Annotated in this window: 16 protein-coding genes and 1 CRISPR repeat array (1 of these 17 running past the window's edge); of the genes, 7 read left to right on the top strand and 9 right to left on the bottom strand. The window is 56.8% G+C overall.

The features are described 5' to 3' along the window. Nucleotides 1–102: direct repeats of the CRISPR family, unit length 28 nt; unit sequence GTTCACTGCCGCACAGGCAGCTTAGAAA (it extends 286 nt beyond the left edge of the window). Between the two features lie 440 nt (nucleotides 103–542). The 5 genes from AB6T85_RS10510 to AB6T85_RS10490 all read left to right on the top strand — a co-directional run bounded on the left by AB6T85_RS10510 (nucleotide 543) and on the right by AB6T85_RS10490 (nucleotide 4,214). Next, complete coding sequence (locus tag AB6T85_RS10510) at nucleotides 543–1,400, top strand: SUMF1/EgtB/PvdO family nonheme iron enzyme (protein ID WP_369895513.1); 858 nt, start codon at nucleotides 543–545, stop codon at nucleotides 1,398–1,400. After that, nucleotides 1,390–1,929 (top strand): carbapenem self-resistance protein CarG family protein, encoded by a 540-nt coding sequence (locus AB6T85_RS10505; protein WP_369895512.1) that lies wholly within the window; start codon nucleotides 1,390–1,392, stop codon nucleotides 1,927–1,929. Before AB6T85_RS10510 ends, AB6T85_RS10505 begins: the two co-directional genes overlap by 11 nt. Then, nucleotides 1,926–2,486 carry an SEN1982 family lipoprotein gene (locus AB6T85_RS10500; protein ID WP_253455253.1) on the top strand — a complete coding sequence of 187 codons (561 nt, stop codon included), beginning with the start codon at nucleotides 1,926–1,928 and terminating at the stop codon, nucleotides 2,484–2,486. Before AB6T85_RS10505 ends, AB6T85_RS10500 begins: the two co-directional genes overlap by 4 nt. 281 nt (nucleotides 2,487–2,767) lie before the next feature. Continuing rightward, the gene (gene yacL / locus AB6T85_RS10495; RefSeq protein WP_369895511.1) at nucleotides 2,768–3,130 is read left to right on the top strand and encodes a protein YacL; all 363 of its coding nucleotides are present in this window, start codon (nucleotides 2,768–2,770) and stop codon (nucleotides 3,128–3,130) included. A 124-nt stretch (nucleotides 3,131–3,254) separates the two neighbouring features. Continuing rightward, nucleotides 3,255–4,214, top strand: coding sequence for a 2-keto-3-deoxygluconate permease (locus AB6T85_RS10490; RefSeq protein WP_369895509.1), 960 nt, complete (start codon nucleotides 3,255–3,257; stop codon nucleotides 4,212–4,214). 133 nt (nucleotides 4,215–4,347) lie between these two features. Here AB6T85_RS10490 and AB6T85_RS10485 read toward each other — a convergent pair whose 3' ends face one another. The 9 genes from AB6T85_RS10485 to AB6T85_RS10445 form a co-directional block, all read right to left on the bottom strand. Continuing rightward, nucleotides 4,348–5,637, bottom strand: a complete 1,290-nt coding sequence (locus tag AB6T85_RS10485) for a glycoside hydrolase family 28 protein (protein ID WP_301730702.1) — start codon at nucleotides 5,635–5,637, stop codon at nucleotides 4,348–4,350. A gap of 122 nt (nucleotides 5,638–5,759) precedes the next feature. Continuing rightward, a complete protein-coding gene (locus AB6T85_RS10480; protein WP_253455249.1) occupies nucleotides 5,760–6,437 on the bottom strand; it encodes an SDR family NAD(P)-dependent oxidoreductase in 678 nt (225 codons plus the stop codon). Then, on the bottom strand, nucleotides 6,434–6,910 hold the full coding sequence (locus AB6T85_RS10475) for a NanQ anomerase/TabA/YiaL family protein (RefSeq protein WP_369895506.1): 477 nt from the start codon (nucleotides 6,908–6,910) through the stop codon (nucleotides 6,434–6,436). The genes AB6T85_RS10480 and AB6T85_RS10475 overlap by 4 nt, the downstream gene beginning before the upstream one ends. Further along, on the bottom strand, nucleotides 6,907–8,085 hold the full coding sequence (locus tag AB6T85_RS10470; RefSeq protein ID WP_369895505.1) for a sialidase family protein: 1,179 nt from the start codon (nucleotides 8,083–8,085) through the stop codon (nucleotides 6,907–6,909). Before AB6T85_RS10470 ends, AB6T85_RS10475 begins: the two co-directional genes overlap by 4 nt. A gap of 1 nt (nucleotide 8,086) precedes the next feature. Then, nucleotides 8,087–9,502, bottom strand: coding sequence for a sodium:solute symporter family protein (locus AB6T85_RS10465; protein ID WP_369895504.1), 1,416 nt, complete (start codon nucleotides 9,500–9,502; stop codon nucleotides 8,087–8,089). A gap of 126 nt (nucleotides 9,503–9,628) precedes the next feature. After that, nucleotides 9,629–10,945 (bottom strand): MFS transporter, encoded by a 1,317-nt coding sequence (locus AB6T85_RS10460; protein ID WP_253455245.1) that lies wholly within the window; start codon nucleotides 10,943–10,945, stop codon nucleotides 9,629–9,631. A gap of 81 nt (nucleotides 10,946–11,026) precedes the next feature. Beyond that, nucleotides 11,027–11,968 carry a phosphoglycerate dehydrogenase gene (locus AB6T85_RS10455; protein ID WP_253455244.1) on the bottom strand — a complete coding sequence of 314 codons (942 nt, stop codon included), beginning with the start codon at nucleotides 11,966–11,968 and terminating at the stop codon, nucleotides 11,027–11,029. A 92-nt stretch (nucleotides 11,969–12,060) separates the two neighbouring features. Then, nucleotides 12,061–12,945, bottom strand: a complete 885-nt coding sequence (locus AB6T85_RS10450; RefSeq protein ID WP_253455243.1) for a dihydrodipicolinate synthase family protein — start codon at nucleotides 12,943–12,945, stop codon at nucleotides 12,061–12,063. 15 nt (nucleotides 12,946–12,960) lie between these two features. Next, entirely contained in the window at nucleotides 12,961–14,106 is a 1,146-nt protein-coding gene (locus AB6T85_RS10445; RefSeq protein WP_301251414.1) for an iron-containing alcohol dehydrogenase, read from the bottom strand. Nucleotides 14,107–14,294: 188 nt separating this feature from the next. On the opposite strand from AB6T85_RS10445, the gene dtnK reads away from it, so the two are divergent. Both dtnK and AB6T85_RS10435 read left to right on the top strand, forming a co-directional pair. Then, nucleotides 14,295–15,590, top strand: a complete 1,296-nt coding sequence (gene dtnK / locus AB6T85_RS10440) for a D-threonate kinase (protein WP_369895503.1) — start codon at nucleotides 14,295–14,297, stop codon at nucleotides 15,588–15,590. Further along, a complete protein-coding gene (locus tag AB6T85_RS10435) occupies nucleotides 15,583–16,563 on the top strand; it encodes a D-threonate 4-phosphate dehydrogenase (protein WP_369895502.1) in 981 nt (326 codons plus the stop codon). Before dtnK ends, AB6T85_RS10435 begins: the two co-directional genes overlap by 8 nt. The last annotated feature ends 5 nt before the right edge of the window (nucleotides 16,564–16,568 follow it).

The raw sequence follows: 16,568 nt of genomic DNA, 5'->3' as shown, positions 1-16,568 counted from the left end.
AGCGCGATGCCGCAGTTCACTGCCGCACAGGCAGCTTAGAAAATTTCGGTTACGCAGCTTTTAAAGCGCTCAGTGTTCACTGCCCTACAGGCAGTTTAAAATCAGGGAATGATACGCATCCGCCATTTTTATCCCTAAGCACCACTCTTACCCTCCTATGGCAAAAGTGAACGCCAGGAGACATTTCTGTGCCCCTTCAGATAAGCCGCTACCTTGCCGTCCATTTAAAAAGGAAAATAGTGTAGCGGCAAACGCTCAGGAAAAATAACGTCGGATAAAAGCGCAGTCCAACAAGAAAAGATAATATAGATGTGGGCTGAAAACTAAAGCTGACTTATGCCGACAAACCACGCATTGCCTGTTTATAAATTAGCGCATGATAAATCACTACGCAAAAAAAATGATACAGCGTCTCATTATTTTTCAGGAAGGGCAGGTAAGCGCATAACCTTCCTTTTAAAGACCAGTTCGGTTATTGTGGGAATGTCCCTATACTGATTTTAAAAACATCCTGTAACTATCTTCTGATATGTCGAGGCTCAATGAACATCCTGGCAAGAAATCTCATCATCTTTCTATGCTTCTTTTCTTATAAGGTTTTTGCTCAACCCGATACCTCTGAAGTTTTAATAAAGGGCGGTGATTATTACGTAGGCGACGTTTTTGGCAAACACGACTATGCACAGCATGCCAATGCAAAAATAAAAAGCTTTTACATCATGCAAACCGAGGTTAGCTACGCGCTTTATCAACAGATCTATGCGTGGGGGCAGAATAATAACTATTTGTTTAACCCCGGCTGCAATGGCGCTATTTATGAAGATTGTCGCGAGCCTGATTACGAACAGGGAAAGCATCCGGTAACTAATATCGAATGGGGCGATGCCGTTGTCTTTGCCAATGCGTTAAGCGTGTTACAGCATTTGCAGCCCGTCTATCTGACGAACAAAGGAGCTATTGTCTATAATGTTGAAGAGACTGACAACCTGCATGAGGACAGCCACGCAGACGGTTATCGCTTACCTGATATTAATGAATGGCAGGTAGCCGCGCGAGGCGGAGAAAAAGCAGTAGCCAAAGGTCGCTATGGCAATCGTTTTTCTGGCAGTGACAGAGCCGACAGCGTTGCCTGGTATCCACCGTTTAACAGTCAGCAATTTAGCACGGCCAAAGTAAGTTCGTTAAAACCAAATGATGCGGATATTTATGATATGAGCGGTAACGTCTATGAATGGATAAACGACAAAAGTGAGACGGCAGGCGTTGCCATGCACTATTTTTGCGGAGGAAGCTATATTGCCCATTCTGCTTCCCTGGCAAGCTGTGACTCGCATAGTGCAAAATTCGTCATGTCTGATATCGGTTTTCGCCTGGTCAGGAATGCCGTCAGTGAAAAATAAATTTTTACTGATGTGTCTGCTTTTTTCAGGATTCGCCAGCGCTCAGGCTGAATACGTTTCTTTACACAGCGGGCAGAACGTTATTGATATTAATGCCGATGGTCTGAAAGATATTTTGTTTATCGCGGATTATGACAATAACACGTCTCATCCCAGCCAGACGATGAATGTTTTTATAAAAAATAAGCAGGGTGGTTACAACAGCGTTCCCTGCCCGCAGGCCAGCGGTTTTACATGGGCCGATATCAGGCTTTCCGCCTCTGGCGTTAAAATATATGATTACAGATTGCTCGTTTACCACAACGGATATTCTGTAGTTAGCGCTGAAAAATTCGCTACTGATAATGATGGCAGCGACGTATTGAACTCAGGCCTGGTCAGGATAAATCGCTATGTTATAACGGAAGGGGAAAACGATCCGGGCGTCCCTGCGTTTCAATGGAGCCTGGCGGGAAGCTACATCACCAAAGAAAAATTCAACGACGTGGACGAAGCGCTTAAAAATATTAATATGGATGAGTTTAAATGAAAGCAATTATCATGCTGGCGGCAGCGTTATTTACTGTATCTTGTCATGCCAGTAACGCTGGCGTGAATGATAATAACTATAAAGCGGCGATACAGCAGGCATTAGATAACCAGCCGCCACTTTGTCTTGGCGAGAAAACCTGGCCAGCCGTTACAAATACGCAGGGCTATAGCTGGATAAATGCAAAAATGGAGGCGTTAAAAGAGGCCGGTCTGATTACTAAAAAAACTACAGGCGGAAAAATAGACTGGCGGCTGACCACATACGGCCAAAAAGCTTTCAACCAGTCCGGTGACTTTTGCTACGGTAATTTTAAGGTTAGTAAGATAACCGATCTCAATCATCATAACGATGGCACGGTGACCGTTGATTTTACCTACCAGATAACCGCTTTACCCGCATGGGCTAAAAACAAAGCCGTCAGAGTGGCCTATACCGATCTGGATAATGACGTTATGGGAATAGGCCATGCCAGATATGAAATCGTTTTCCGAAAAGAAAATTCAGGCAAGCTGGTGGTGCTTTCTCCACCTTCGCAGCTCGATCTACTTTACTGAAGCTAATTAATCCAATGTTTTTAGCCCTTTTCTGTATGCCGAACGGCCCGAAGTTTAGTGTATATGCATTATAGCGAGTTTATCTTACGTTCCCGGACAGAGCCGCCCGAGCGGTTGATCATACGTCTGCCGTTTTTGCGAGATCGTTGTTTCATTTCTTCTCTCTTTCCTTTTCTTTGGCCCTTATGCTGCGATAATAGAAAGGTTAACCCGTTCACAGGAGCGGGCCGGCGCAGGCGGCAGATTGAGGCCGCAGCCCGGTAAGGTCAGAGGAAAGCAGTATGGAATATGAATTTTTACGCGACGTTACCGGCACGGTAAAAGTACGCATGTCGATGGGGCATGAAGCTATCGGCCACTGGTTTAATGAAGAGGCAGCGGACAATTTAGCGCTGCTGGATGAGGTAGAGGCCGCCGTCGCCGAAGTGAAAGGCAGCGAGCGCCAGTGGCAGCGCGTGGGCCGCGAATATACGATCTGGCTGGATGAAGAAGAGGTGATCGTGCGCGCCAATCTGCTCAGTATTGAAGGCGACGAGATGGAAGAGGGCATGAGCTACTACGATGAAGAGAGCCTGTGCTTCTGCGGCGTCGAGGATTTTCTGGCGGTGATTGCCGCCTATCGCGGTTTTCTTCAGGGGCGTTGAACCGCCTTCTTTGACATTTTTTAATCAATCTGGATGCTTTTATCTGCGATCGTGATCGTTTTTATTCACTTTTGATTCATTAGAATCAAACGGGGGGATAACCTTAAAACGAGGCAGGATGCTGATGAAACTGAAAAGGATGATTGAGAAAATTCCCGGCGGCATGATGGTCGTGCCGCTGGTTGCCGGAACCACCCTCAATACCTTCGCGCCACAGCTGCTGGAAATCGGCGGCTTCACCACGGCCCTGTTTAAACAGGGCGCTGCGCCGCTTATTGGCGCTTTTTTAATCTGCATGGGGGCCGACATCGGTTTTGGCGCGGCGCCTCGCGCCATTCTTCAGGGCGGCAGCATTACGCTGGTTAAGCTGCTCGTCGCGGTGGCGCTTGGGTTTGCTGTCGATAAGTTCATGGGGGCGGAAGGCGTTTGGGGGCTGAGCAGCGTAGCGATTATTGCCGCGATGAGCAATGCCAACGGCGGCCTCTATGCGGCGCTGGTTGGGGAGTTCGGCAGCGAAAGTGATATCGGCGCGATCCCGCTGATGACGTTAAGCGATGGCCCCTTTTTCACGCTGATTGCGTTGGGCGCGGCCGGTATGGCTTCCGTCCCGCTGATGGCGCTGGTTGCCGTGATCGTGCCGCTACTGGTCGGCATGATGCTGGGGAATCTTGATGCCGATATGCGGCAGTTTCTTACCGCTGGCGGGCCGCTGCTGATCCCCTTCTTCGCTTTTGCGCTGGGCACGGGGATCGATCTGGCGATGCTGATTGAAGGCGGCCTGGCTGGCGTCGCGTTGGGCCTGCTGACTACTTTTTTCGGCGGCTTTTTTAACGTTCGTATCGATCGCCTCGTTGGCGGAACGGGAATAGCAGGCGCCGCGGCCTCCAGTACGGCGGGGAACGCGGTTGCCACCCCGCTGGCGATTGCGCAAGCCGATCCTTCTCTTCTGCACGTGGCTTCCGCCGCTACGCCGCTGATTGCCGCTTCTGTGATCACCACGGCCATCCTTACCCCGTTATTTACCTCATGGATAGCCAGGCGCAACGTCCGGCAAAGCGTTGCCGCCCAAAAGGTCGAGCAATAGACAGGCTGAGGGATGCAGGGCAGGCGCACGTTTTGCCGTTAAGTTTTTGCGGCAGCAACGCAAATCCGGTGCGCCCGAGAATTATTGCAGCAGGCCGGATAAGATACGGGGATGATGTGCATCCCCATCAGGTTTACCGTTCGTAAGCGTCGTTTTTTTCCAGCGTAACGGCGGGGGCATCCACGCTAACCTGTTCAAAGCTCAGCTTATTCACGCCAGCGATTTTGCCGAACTCCTGCGCCTGCAAGGTAATATGGCTGAAGTGCAGCCGTTCGATCGGACGTTCCTCTGCGCCTTCGATAAAAAATGCGCGAGAGAAATGGTGCGGCGCGGTTAAGCGGCCGGTAACGTGAGAAATAGTGATATTTTCAACCCGCGTGAGGCCGTCTGTCCCTTCCACGCCTTCGCTGAGTTTGCGCCAGTGCGGGGGGCTATCCTCACCCACCTGCTGGCCGTAGCTGTACTGCGGAAACCAGTTAAGCTGCATCATAAAGGGATAGCTGACGTCTTCCAGCAGCAGATGGCGCACGGTAATATTCCTGATCCAGCCGCCGCGATTACGCGCAGATTTGATGCGAAAACCGACGCCGGTGCCAAAAAAGCGGTTATGTTCAATCAGCACATTTTCGATCCCGCCGGACGTTTCGCTGCCCAGCGTAATGCCGGAGCCTTTATGCAGTTCACAGTCGCGAATAACAATATCGCTCGTCGTTTTTGCCAGTCGCTGCGCTTCCGCGCCGCGTCCCGATTTGACGCAGATATTATCGTCATTGCAGGAAACCACGCATCGTTCCACGCGAACATGCTCGCACGAATCGATATCAATGCCGTCGGTACTGGGACCGGTCGCGTTACTCACCCGCAGATCCTGTAAAAAGACCCGATGCGAATAGCAAAGATGAATATTCCAGAAGCCGGATTCGCGTGAATGAAAACCGTTCAGCTCTACCGCTTCGCTCTGGTAAACCACCACGTTGCGCGGGCGCTCGCATTCGTAATCCACTACCCAGCGCAAGCCCTGCCGACTGTATTCCGCCAGCATGCCGCCGTTTTCATCCTCGCCCCAGAATTTATGCCACCAGACCGCGCCCTGGCCGTCAATCGTGCCCGCGCCCGTGATTTTCACCGCCTGACACCGGTTGATATTAACGATCCCCGCCGGCCAGAGCATATCAATACCGGCAACGCGGGTGGCGATTTTAGGGTAATCCTCCAGGCGCTGGCTGCCGAGCAAAACCGTGCCTTCAGCCAGTTCCAGCGTCATCTCGCTTTTTAAAAACAGCGAGCCGGTAAGATAGCGTCCGGCAGGGATAAGGACGCGGTCGCCCGCCGCCGCCTGGTTGATGGCGCTTTGTATCGCGCCGGTTGATAAGGTTGTTCCATCAGGTACCGCACCGAAATCCAGAATATTCAGGATCGCCATGTTTTTTCCTTTCCATGCTGAATAAAAAACAGGCAGGCACTATAGCATTTCTGACCGTTGCCATATTTCCTGAGATCAAAGGAGCTGCCGTTGGTGGCAGCTGCTTGCCCTTAAAACCTCGGCTACAGCGATCCGCCGCCGCAGATCACCAGCTCCTGGCCGGTGATAGCATCGGCGGCGGGGGAGAGCAGATAGCCGACCAGCGCGGCGACCTCTTCCGGCTGGATATAACGCCCGATCGGCGGCATTTTCGGCGGCGAACTTTCCCGTCCGGGCTGGCTTAACATCGGCGTCGCCGTTGCGCCCGGCGCGACAATATTGGCGGTAATGCCGCGCGGCGCCAGCTCCGCCGCCCAGCTTCTTACCATGCCTTTCATCGCCGATTTGGTACTGACATACTGGCTACGTCCCGCCGCGCCGGTTGAAGTGCGGCTGCCGATCAGTACAATGCGCCCGCCCGTGGGTAGCTGCGGCGCCAGCTGATTCGCCAGCACCTCTGCTACCCGAATATGCAGTTGCCAGAGCTTTTCGCTTGTCTCCTCATCCAGATCGCCCAGCGGCGCGGCCTTCATCATGCCAGCGGCGTGAATAACCGCATCGACCGGCGGCAAGCTAACCAGCGCCCGCTTCAGCGCGGCGGTGTCAAACAGATCCACCGAAAGCGAGACGAAAGCGTCGCTGTCGCGCTTAACCAGCGTGCGGCTCAGCCCGGTTACGCGCCAGCCTTCTTCCAACAGCTTATCGGCGGTGGCGGCGCCAATGCCGGAGCTGACGCCCGTGATCAACGCGTGACGGCTCATGCGCGCGCCTCCAGCATCGCCAGCGGGATCTTAAATACCGCCTTGCGTACCGCTGCCGGTTCGCCGACCGCGCAAAGCGCCTGATGCGCTTCGCCAGGATAGAAAATCACGAAATCGCCGGGCTGCAAACGCACCGAATGCGGCAGCCAGGGGCGCTCAACGATAAACAAATCCGGCTTGCGCTCTTCCGCCTGCTGGTTACGGGCATCGGCACAGGAAAAATGGACGATCTCTTCGCCCGCCAGCAGGATCTGAATATCCAGATACTGCCGGTGAAATTCGGTATGCCGCGTTGCCGCCGGTGCGGTGCGCGCCGGGCTCAGCGTGCAGAACCAGCTTTCCCCTTCCGGCTGGATGCGGCCGTCATCATGCGCGCTCAGCGCCGCCAGATGATGTTCCGGCCTGGCAAGCAGCGCGGCAAGCACGGGCGGCAGCGTTGCCATTTTCAGCGTCGACAGATTACCGGTAATCATGGCGCCTCCTTAGCCCAGGCCTCGTCCACGCAGACGTATTTAATCGCCTGGCGGAAATAAGTGTAGGCAATATGCAGTTCGCCATTCAGCCCCTGTTTGATGCTGGGATAGGAGAACTCGCGGTTCAGCTTCTGCTGCGAATTATTGGTCATGCAGTAACCGTCGCCTTCGTCGAGGTTGCGTTGCCACGGCCAGCTGCGGCCGCCGTCGGCTGAAATCGCCAGCGTCATCGGCGCGCGCGGCGCCCCCCAGAACGCCGTTTTACCGGCGTGCGTCACGGGCGCAACGGCAGTATCGCCTTCCTCATCCTCAATTTCATCGTAGAGGGAAAGACGCCGCTCGCTGGCGCCTTCGGCGCTCATGGCGTTAAATACCAGCGCCAGATCGCCGTTAGTCAGCGTCGTGACCTGGATTGACGAATTATTATTCGGCAGTTCCGTCGGCTGCGGCGCCGACCAGCTTTCGCCGTTATCAACGGAACGGCTGGCGTAAATATTATCCGCCCAGCGGCTGCGAAACAGCGCCAGCAGCGAGCCATCTTTCAGCAGGGTAATATTCATATGCACGCAGCCGGTGCTTTCCGGCACCGCCACGTCGCGCCAGGTTTTACCGTGGTCAGCGGAGATTTTCACCGCGCTGGTATCCTCGTTGCCGACCCATTTTTCGCCTGGCCGCGTGGTGCAGTAGAACACCGGCAGCAGCCAGTTGCCGTTGGCTAACACCACAATTGGCTGACGAATAAAGGTGCCGGGCTTGTCCAGCAGCGTGGCGATCGGCCCCCAGCTTTTGCCGAAATCCTGCGACTGACGAAAACGCACGATGGCGGTGTCCTGATTGCCGGATTTCTGCGCCGTCCACAGCAGCCACAGCACGTTGTCGGGCGCTAAAAACAGCACCGGATTTTGCTCGGAGCGGCTGCTGTCGTCGGAAAGTTTCTGCGGTTCGCTCCAGCGCTCGCTGTTTTTCGCCAGCCGCGAGCACCAGATGGAGATATCGGCAATGCCTTCCTGAGTGCCGCCAAACCAGACGCAAAGCAGATCGCCATCCGGCAAAGGCAGCAGATTAGCCGCGTGATTTTGCGGGCAGGGCGAGGGCAGCATGGCGCTGCGCAGTCGCGTGGCGTTATCCGCGGGCTGCACAAGGCCGCTGCGTTCTACGGTCAGGGTTTCACTCATCTCAGGCTCCACTTTTTTGCATACGGTTGTCGGTTTTCTTCACGCTCTGACGGCTTGGGATCATATAGTCGATAGCCATAATCACCGCTGGCGTAATCAGCGCGATATACATGTTGTTGATGCCGAAAGGATCGCCCAGCACAAACCAGACGGAGGTCATTACGCAGGCGCCAATCAGCCCCCAGTTTGCGCCGCGCGCGCTTTTAAACATCGGCAGATAGAAGGCGATGATCGCCACCACGGAAATCGACAGGCGAATGGCGCGGGTAAAGAACGAAAGCTTAAGCACTTCCGGCACGAACAGCACAAAGACCAGCGGCGCAAAGCCGATTGCCAGCGACAGCCAGCGCGTCATTTTGAATTCGCGCTCCGGCGTGGGGTTGCGGTACGGCACATAGAAATCTTTTACAATCAGCGACGCGATAGCCAGCGCCACGGTGCCGACGCTGACGAAGATCGACGCGACCAGCGACGTGGTGACGATACCGGCCAGCCACGGGCTCATATCCTGCAAAAACACCGGCAGCGCATAGAGGCTGTTGATCTCGGGGTACAGATATTTCGCCGCCACGCCGATCATGGCGATAGCGATACCGATAGGCAGGCAGAAGAAAAAGGCGACCCAGGTGGCGCGTCTGGCCGCCGCCGGGCTTTTAGTGGAAGAGATCGCCTGAATCACAAACTGGGTGCAGAAGATCGAGCCGATGGTGCCAATCAGCCAGGCGACGATGGTGCTGGCGCCGACATGGCCGTCCCACGTCCAGTAAAAGGACGGCATTTTCTCGACCATCGGCGTGATGCCGCCGGTCATTTTCAGCGCCACGCCAAGAATAATCAGGATGCCGACATATTTCAGCGCGCTGTGCAGCATGGTGACCCACGCCATACCTTTCATGCCGCCAAAGGCGAAATAGAAGGTGCTGACGATAGCGGTAATAAAGGCCGCAACGGGCAGATTAACTTTTAATACGGTGGAAATAGCCGCCGCGCCGCTGACGTAATTCCCTACGTTCACCAGCAGCAGCGCATAAATCATAATAATAGAGATAATATTCTTGGTGGTGCTGCCGTACTTTTCCGCTATCGCGCCGGAAATAGTAATCTTGCCGGTATTATAGATACGCTTGACCAGCAGCAGCCCGAAAATGGGAAAGCCAATTGCCGCGCCGATGACCGACCAGGAAGCGGCAAAACCATCCTCAAAGGCGGCCTGCGCCGTGCCGATGGTGGATTTGGCGCCGATATATTCTGACATCAGCATAATACCCACGATAAAAGCGGGCATAGCGCGCGACCCTTCCATAAAGTCGCCGGAGCTTTTACTTCTTAAGCGGTAAGTCAGCCAGGTGGTAAATAAAATATAGGCGACCACCATACAGATAATAATCAACGTGCCTTCAGTAGAAAACGCTTTCATTGTGATGCCTCACTATGAGCAGACGCGGCGGCCTTGCGGCTCTTTTCACGCCTTTGTAGGGTTAAGCGCCGAAAGCGCTGGAGGTAGATCCCCGTACGGCCTGCATACTGCCGCACGGGCTGAAAATTATGTCCGACTCGCTACCGCCTGGGGCGACGAGGCGTGCTCTTCTTCGTTAATTGGTTCAACTTTACCCATCAAAAACAGGTAGTTAATGATGCCAATCATCACCAGCGCGGCGGAGAACACCAGCGCCCAGGTAAAAGATCCGGTCGCGGCGACGATAGCGCCGGTCACAATTGGCCCGATAGCGCCGCCCATATTGGAAACGGTGTTCTGCAAGCCGGCCACGATAGAGACGCTGTTTTTCGGCGCGACGTCGCCGGGCAGCGCCCAAACCTGCGAGGCGGCTACCGTGGTGCCGGACTTCGCCACGCAGAGCAGAAACACGGTCATAAACACGGAATCGGTAAAGGGCGCAAAGCCGATGCAGAGCGCCATCAGCAGGCCGACAGTCAGGAAAAGCTTGCGGGTGGCGGTCAGAGACAGCACCTTCTTATGCACCAGCCGATCGGAAGCCCAGCCTGCTGCCACTTCGATAATCATGCCGCACAGCAGCGGCAGGGCGGCGATCATCCCCATCTTGATAAAATCCATGCCTTTCTCTTTCACCAGATAAGTGGGCAGCCAGGTGATAAAGAAATAGGAGGTGTAGTTGATGGTGAAAAAACCGATGCACATGGCCCAGATGTTGCGGTAGCGCAGCAGCTTGTACCACTTCATCGGGCGAACGTTTTTATCGCCGTGCTTACGGGCCTGGCCGTCGCGGATCAGGCTGATTTCCTGAGCGCTGATAGCTTTGTGCTCTTCCGGGTTCTCCGCATAGATAAAATACCAGGCGATCACCCACAGCAGCCCGACCGCGCCGATAATCAGAAAGGTCAGGCGCCAGTCGAACAGATAGATCATCCAGACGATCAGCGGCATCGCCACGGCGCCGCCGAATTTAGAGGCGCTGTCGAACAGACCAGAGACGGTGGCGCGCTCTTTATCCGGGAACCAGCGCGCCGTAATGCCCGCATTGCTGGGATAGGCGGCCGCTTCGCCGACGCCTAACGCCAGGCGCAGCGCCAGTAGCGATTTAAAGCCGGTCGCCAGCCCCATCATGGAGGTAGCGATGGACCACCAGGCAACGGCCAGCCCCAGCCCTTTTTTCTGTCCGAAGCGGTCGGCAAACCAGCCCGCCGGGATCTGCAACAGCGAATAGGACCAGAAGAACGCCGCCATAATAAAGCCCATCAGTTCGGGGCTGAGCTTCAGCTCGTCGATCAGGTGCGGCGCGGCGGCCGACAGCACGGTGCGGTCGATATAGTTAATGGCGATAGCCAGCCACATCAGGCCAGCGATCCACCAGCGGATACGGGTTGGGTTTGCAGTTTTCATCGTCCTGGCTCGTTCAGAGGTTAGTGGCCGACTCGACGGTCGGCTTTTTAAGTCGGGACGGAAACGGCGTCCCGCGTTTGACTACAGGGCATTTACCGGCCGCTGCTGTTGTTTAACGCACTGAATAATTTGCTGAACGCAGCGCTCGCCGATGGCGCTGATAGCGCCGTCGGTATAGCCAGCAATATGCGAGGTGGGCATAAAATTAGGCAGTGAAAACAGCGGATGGCGCTCCAGCGGCTCGTGGTCGAATACGTCTGCGGCGGCACCAGCAATCAGGTTGTCGGCCAGCGCGTGGTACAGATCGTTTTCGTTCACCACGCCGCCGCGTGAGACGTTAATTAAAAAAGCGGACTGCTTCATGCTGCGGATGCGCGTGGCATCAAACAGGCTGTGCGTCTCTGCGGTCAGCGGCGTGTGCAGCGTAATAAAGTCGCTTTGTTCGGTCAGCTCATCCAGAGAGACGAACCGGATATTATGTTCGGCGGCAAATTTCTCGTCGGGATAGTAGTCAAAAGCCAGCACGCGCATATTAAAGCCGCTGGCGCGCAGCGCGACCTGCTTGCCGATATTGCCCAGGCCGACAATGCCCAGCGTTTTGCCATAGACGTCGGTGGCGAAAATACGCGGCCAGTTCCCGGCGCGCGTTTCCGTCACCGCCTGCGTCACCTGACGGGCAGCGTTGAGGATCAGCGCAAAGGCGAAGTCCGCCACGGCATGCTTGTTGGCGTCCGGCACGTTGGTAACGGTCACGCCGCGCGCCTTAGCCGCATCGAGATCGATGTTGTCCACGCCGACGCCGTGCTTGCAGACAATTTTCAGCTGCGGCGCCAGCGCCAGCAGCGCGTCGTCGACCTCGGTAAAGGCCACGATCATCGCCACCGTCTTGGCCAGATGCGGCATCAGCGCGTCCAGCGACGCGTCGGCGGGCAGCGTTATCAGCTCAAAGCCCTGCGCCTTCAGCGTGGCGATGGGCTGCGCGTCATATTTGGCAAACGAGGGCGAGGTACAGATCACTTTCATTTTGCTTGTCCTGGTCGAAGAGCGGGCGCGCCGCAAAATAAAGGGTCGACGAAGCGGGGCGCGGTCATTTTTGCCGCGTCGCCACGGTCGGGTTACCGGGTGTACTGATTAACAATCTGGCGAATACGCTGCTCTTCTTCGGCGCTGAAGCGCACGGCATAGCGGCTTTCGCCTACGTCATAGCCCATCAGCGCCACGGCTTTTTTCACCGCCGCTGGCGAGAAGGCGACGCTGTAAAGGTCGGTGCGCAGACCGGTCACGTTTTCCTGCGCGCGGCGCGACCCCTCGATATCGCCGTCGTTAAAACGCGCCCAGATGGCGTTGATCTCTTTCGGCGCGACGTTGGCCAGCCCGGAGATGCAGGCGGCGCAGCCGTCAACAAAGCCCTGATGGATCAGCGAGTCCGGGCCGTTCAGCACGCTGAAATTTTCCGTGCCCTGCGCCGCCTGCAAAAAGCCGCTCAGGCTCTCATAACTGCCCGCGCTGTCTTTGATGCCAACGATATTGGGATGCGCGGCCAGTTTGCGCACCGTCTGCGGCTGGAGCGTGTTGCCGGTGCGGGCCGGAATGTTATACAGAAAGACCGGCACCTCCAGCGCGTCGGCGACCGCCTCGTAATGGGCGATCAGCTCCTCCTGTTTTAGCGGCACGAAGTAAGGCGTGATAACCGAAACGGCATCCACGCCCAGTCTGGCGACCTGCTTGCCCAGGCGAATGGTTTCGCGGGTGGAGATTTCGCCCACGTGCGCCACCAGCGGCGCTTTGCCCGCGACTTCCTCCACGCAGGTGGCGGTGACCGCCAGCTTTTCCTGCTCGTTAAGCACAAAAAACTCGCCGTTGGTGCCGCCGCAAAAAATACCGTTGCCAGCGGCAAGCTGGCGCTGGATCTGCTGGCGCATCGCCTGCTCGCAGTAGTCGCCGTCAGCGGTAAAAGGGGTGACGATGGCGGTCAGTACGCCGGTGATTGTGTTCATCATGGCCTCATTATTCGGTTAGTGATTCAGGGTCGGAAACAGGGTCAGATAGACCTCGCGGACGTCGTCGGCGCTGACCGCACACGGCACGTTTTTCATCAGGCGCTGCACGTCCAGCGCGGCCTCGACCAGATAAGGCAGATGCTCAGCGTTGATGCCCAGCTCGTCCAGGCTGGCAGGCAGCTTCAGGCGCTTCACCAGCGCGGCGAAATAGTCAACCAGCGCCACGGACTTCGCTTCTTCGCTCAGCGAGGCGTCGGCGTCCGGCAGCAGGTCGTAAGCCTGGGCGAACTTGCTGACCGCCGCAGGACGGACAAAACGCATACACGGTGCCAGCAAAATGGCGTTCGCCACGCCGTGCGGCAGGTGATATTTGCCTCCCAGCGGATAGGACATGGCGTGCACCAGGTGCGTACCGGCATGGGCGATGGCCGCGCCGCCGTAATACGATGCCCAGAGCATATCCAGACGCGCCGCCAGGTTATCCGGCTCCGCAATCGTCTTTTCCAGGCTGGCGAACAGCTTTTTCATGCCGATCAGCGCGTAGTTGTCGCTGACCGGATTGGCGACGGTGGCGGTGAAGCACTCAATCAGATGGCAAAGCGCATCGATGCCGGTGGAAGAGGCGATATGCGCGGGCATACTGGTGGTCAGTTCGGGCGCCAGCACCACGTAATCCGGCAGCATCACCGGCGAGATAATGCCGACCTTGGTTTCTTTCTCCGGGATAGCGAGGATCGCGTTTGGCGTGGCTTCGGAACCCGTGCCTGCGGTCGTTGGGATCAACAGCGAGGCCGTGCGGCGCAGCGGTTTTTCACCGGCCAGCAGCGCTTCCAGCGAAGGCGCGTCCTCAACGCAGAGCACGGAAAGCAGTTTGGCGACGTCCAGCACGCTGCCGCCGCCGACGCCAGCCACCATATCCACCTTTTTCCCCGGCAGCGACGCCACTATCGCCGCCACGTCATGCTGGCTCGGCTCCGGCGGCACGCTGTCCACAATGCTCAGCGTCGCTCTGCTGCCAATCTGTTGGATCAGCGTTTGCACCGCCGGAATGCCGACAATGTTTTTATCCGTCACCAGCAGCACGTGCCGATGGTTTTGCAACAGATAGCCGATGTCGCTAAGCGCCTGGTAACCAGCAATCACGGTGCTGTTAATGGTCATAAGTCCTGTCCTGGCTGAGGGTGAATTGATTACATTTGGTCATTAACCTGCTCATTCGCGGCAGGCAGGAGGAATTTATAGGGCAAATTGATTTTGATTAATTTGACCGTGCTCACATATAATCAATTGTGATTGAATATAATCACTCCCAATGAAAACCGGCTTGTCGAACTTAGGGAGTGATGAAGATGCGCACAAAATGGAAGATGCCTGTGCTGGTGATTGCGGATGACTTTACCGGCGCGAACGATGCCGGGGTCGGGCTTGCCAACGTCGGCGCGCGGGTTCATGTGCTGTTTGATGCGGCCACGCCCACCGTGGAACAGGCCGATGCCTGGGTCGTCAATACCGACAGCCGGGCGACCAGCGCGGAACAGGCCGCCCGGCGTACCGCTGCGGCGATAGCGGGCAGAAGGGATGTGGCCCGCGACGGCTGGCTGTTTAAAAAAATCGACTCGACGCTGCGCGGCAATCCCGGCGCGGAAATCGAAGCGGCTTTGCTGGCAGGCGATAAACGCGTGGCGCTGATAGCGCCAGCGGTGCCCGCGCTGGGCCGTACCACCGTAGAAGGCTGCTGCTATATCGATGGCCGCCTGCTGACGGAAACGGAATATGCCAGCGATCCTAAAACGCCGGTAAGCAGTGCCAGCATAGCGGCGCGCCTTGGCGAGCAAACCACGCTGCCGGTTGGCCTGATCCCGCTGTCGGCGCAGGCGGATCTGCGGCAACGCATCGAAGCGGCTATTGCTGACGGCAAGCGGCTGATCGTGCTGGATGCGCAAACGGACGCCGATCTGCAACGCATCATGCAGGCGGCGGACGAGCTGGACGAGCGCCCTTTGCTGGTGGGTGCCGCCGGGCTGAGCGACGCGCTGGGCAGGCGGCTGACGAGGCTGGCGCCGGGCGGGATGGCAGGCTCGCCCGCTCCGGTAAACGCCGGGCTGGCGGTTATAGGCTCGATGAGTGAAGTCGCGCAGCGGCAGATAACGCAGCTGATGCGGCAAAAGGCAATCCGGCTGATCGATGTGGATATCAGTCAGCTTTTTAGCGGCGGCGCGCCGGGACAGCGCTGGCGACAGGCGGTGACGGAGGCGCTACAGCAGGGCCGACACTGCGTGATCCGCACCTGCCAGCAGGCGGAGCAGCGTCAGGCTATCGCCTCGCTGTGCGAACGGCTCGATCTCAGCCGCCAGCAGCTTGGCGAACAGATTTGCGCTTATCTGGCGGAACTGACCGCCGACGTGCTGCGCGACGTTACGCCTTCAGCGCTTTATCTCTCCGGCGGCGACGTGGCGATAGCGGTGGCGCGCGGGCTGGGCGCGCAGGGCTTTCAGATTTCAGGGCAGGTGGCGGGCTGCGTGCCTTACGGCCATCTGCTGCAAGGTAACGACAACCTGCTGGTGCTTACCAAGGCTGGCGGTTTTGGTGATGAAAACACCCTGGTAGAAGTTTTTCGTTTTATTGAGGAGAAGGCGAGTGAGTAAAATTATTGCGGTTACCATGGGCGATCCGGCGGGTATTGGCCCGGAAATAATCATCAAATCCCTGGCGGAGGGCGAGCTTTCCGGCGCGCCTGCGGTGGTAGTGGGCTGCGCCAGCACGCTGCGGCGAATTATGGCGATGGGCATTACGCCGCAGGCGGAGCTGCGGATAGTTAACAGCGTGGCCGAAGCGCGCTTTGCGCCGGGCATTATTAACGTTATCGACGAGCCGCTGGCCGATCCTGATGCGTTAAAGCCCGGCGTGGTGCAGGTAGCCGCAGGCGATTTGGCCTACCGCTGCGTGAAGCGCGCAACCGAACTGGCGCTGGCGGGCGAAGTGCAGGCTATCGCCACCGCGCCGCTGAACAAAGAGGCGCTGCATTCGGCGGGCCATCTCTATCCCGGCCATACCGAGCTGCTGGCGAAGCTGACCGACAGCAAAAACTACGCGATGGTGCTTTATACCGATCGCCTGAAGGTGATCCACGTCACCACGCATATCGCGCTGCGTAAGTTCCTGGATACGCTCAACCGCGAGCGGGTGGAGACGGTAATCGGCATGGCGGAAACCTTCCTCAGGCGCGTCGGCTATGATAAGCCGCGTATCGCGGTGGCGGGCGTTAATCCGCACGCGGGCGAAAACGGGCTGTTCGGCGACGAAGAGATCGCCATCGTCGGCCCGGCCATAGAAGCCATGAAAGCGCAGGGCGTCAACGCCTTCGGCCCGTGCCCGCCGGATACGGTGTTTTTGCAGTGCTATGAAGGCCAGTACGACATCGTGGTGGCGATGTACCACGACCAGGGGCATATTCCGCTTAAGCTGCTGGGCTTTTACGACGGCGTGAATATTACCGCTGGCCTGCCGTTTATCCGCACCTCGGCTGACCACGGCACGGCGTTTGATATTGCCTGGACAGGTAAAGCGAAGTCTGAGAGCATGGCGATTTCCATTCAGCTAGCGATGCAGCTTGCATAAGGACC

The sequence above is a fragment of the Erwinia aeris genome (genome assembly GCF_041224955.1).
Taxonomy (GTDB): domain Bacteria; phylum Pseudomonadota; class Gammaproteobacteria; order Enterobacterales; family Enterobacteriaceae; genus Erwinia; species Erwinia aeris.
This window is presented reverse-complemented; position numbering and strand designations above follow the sequence as displayed.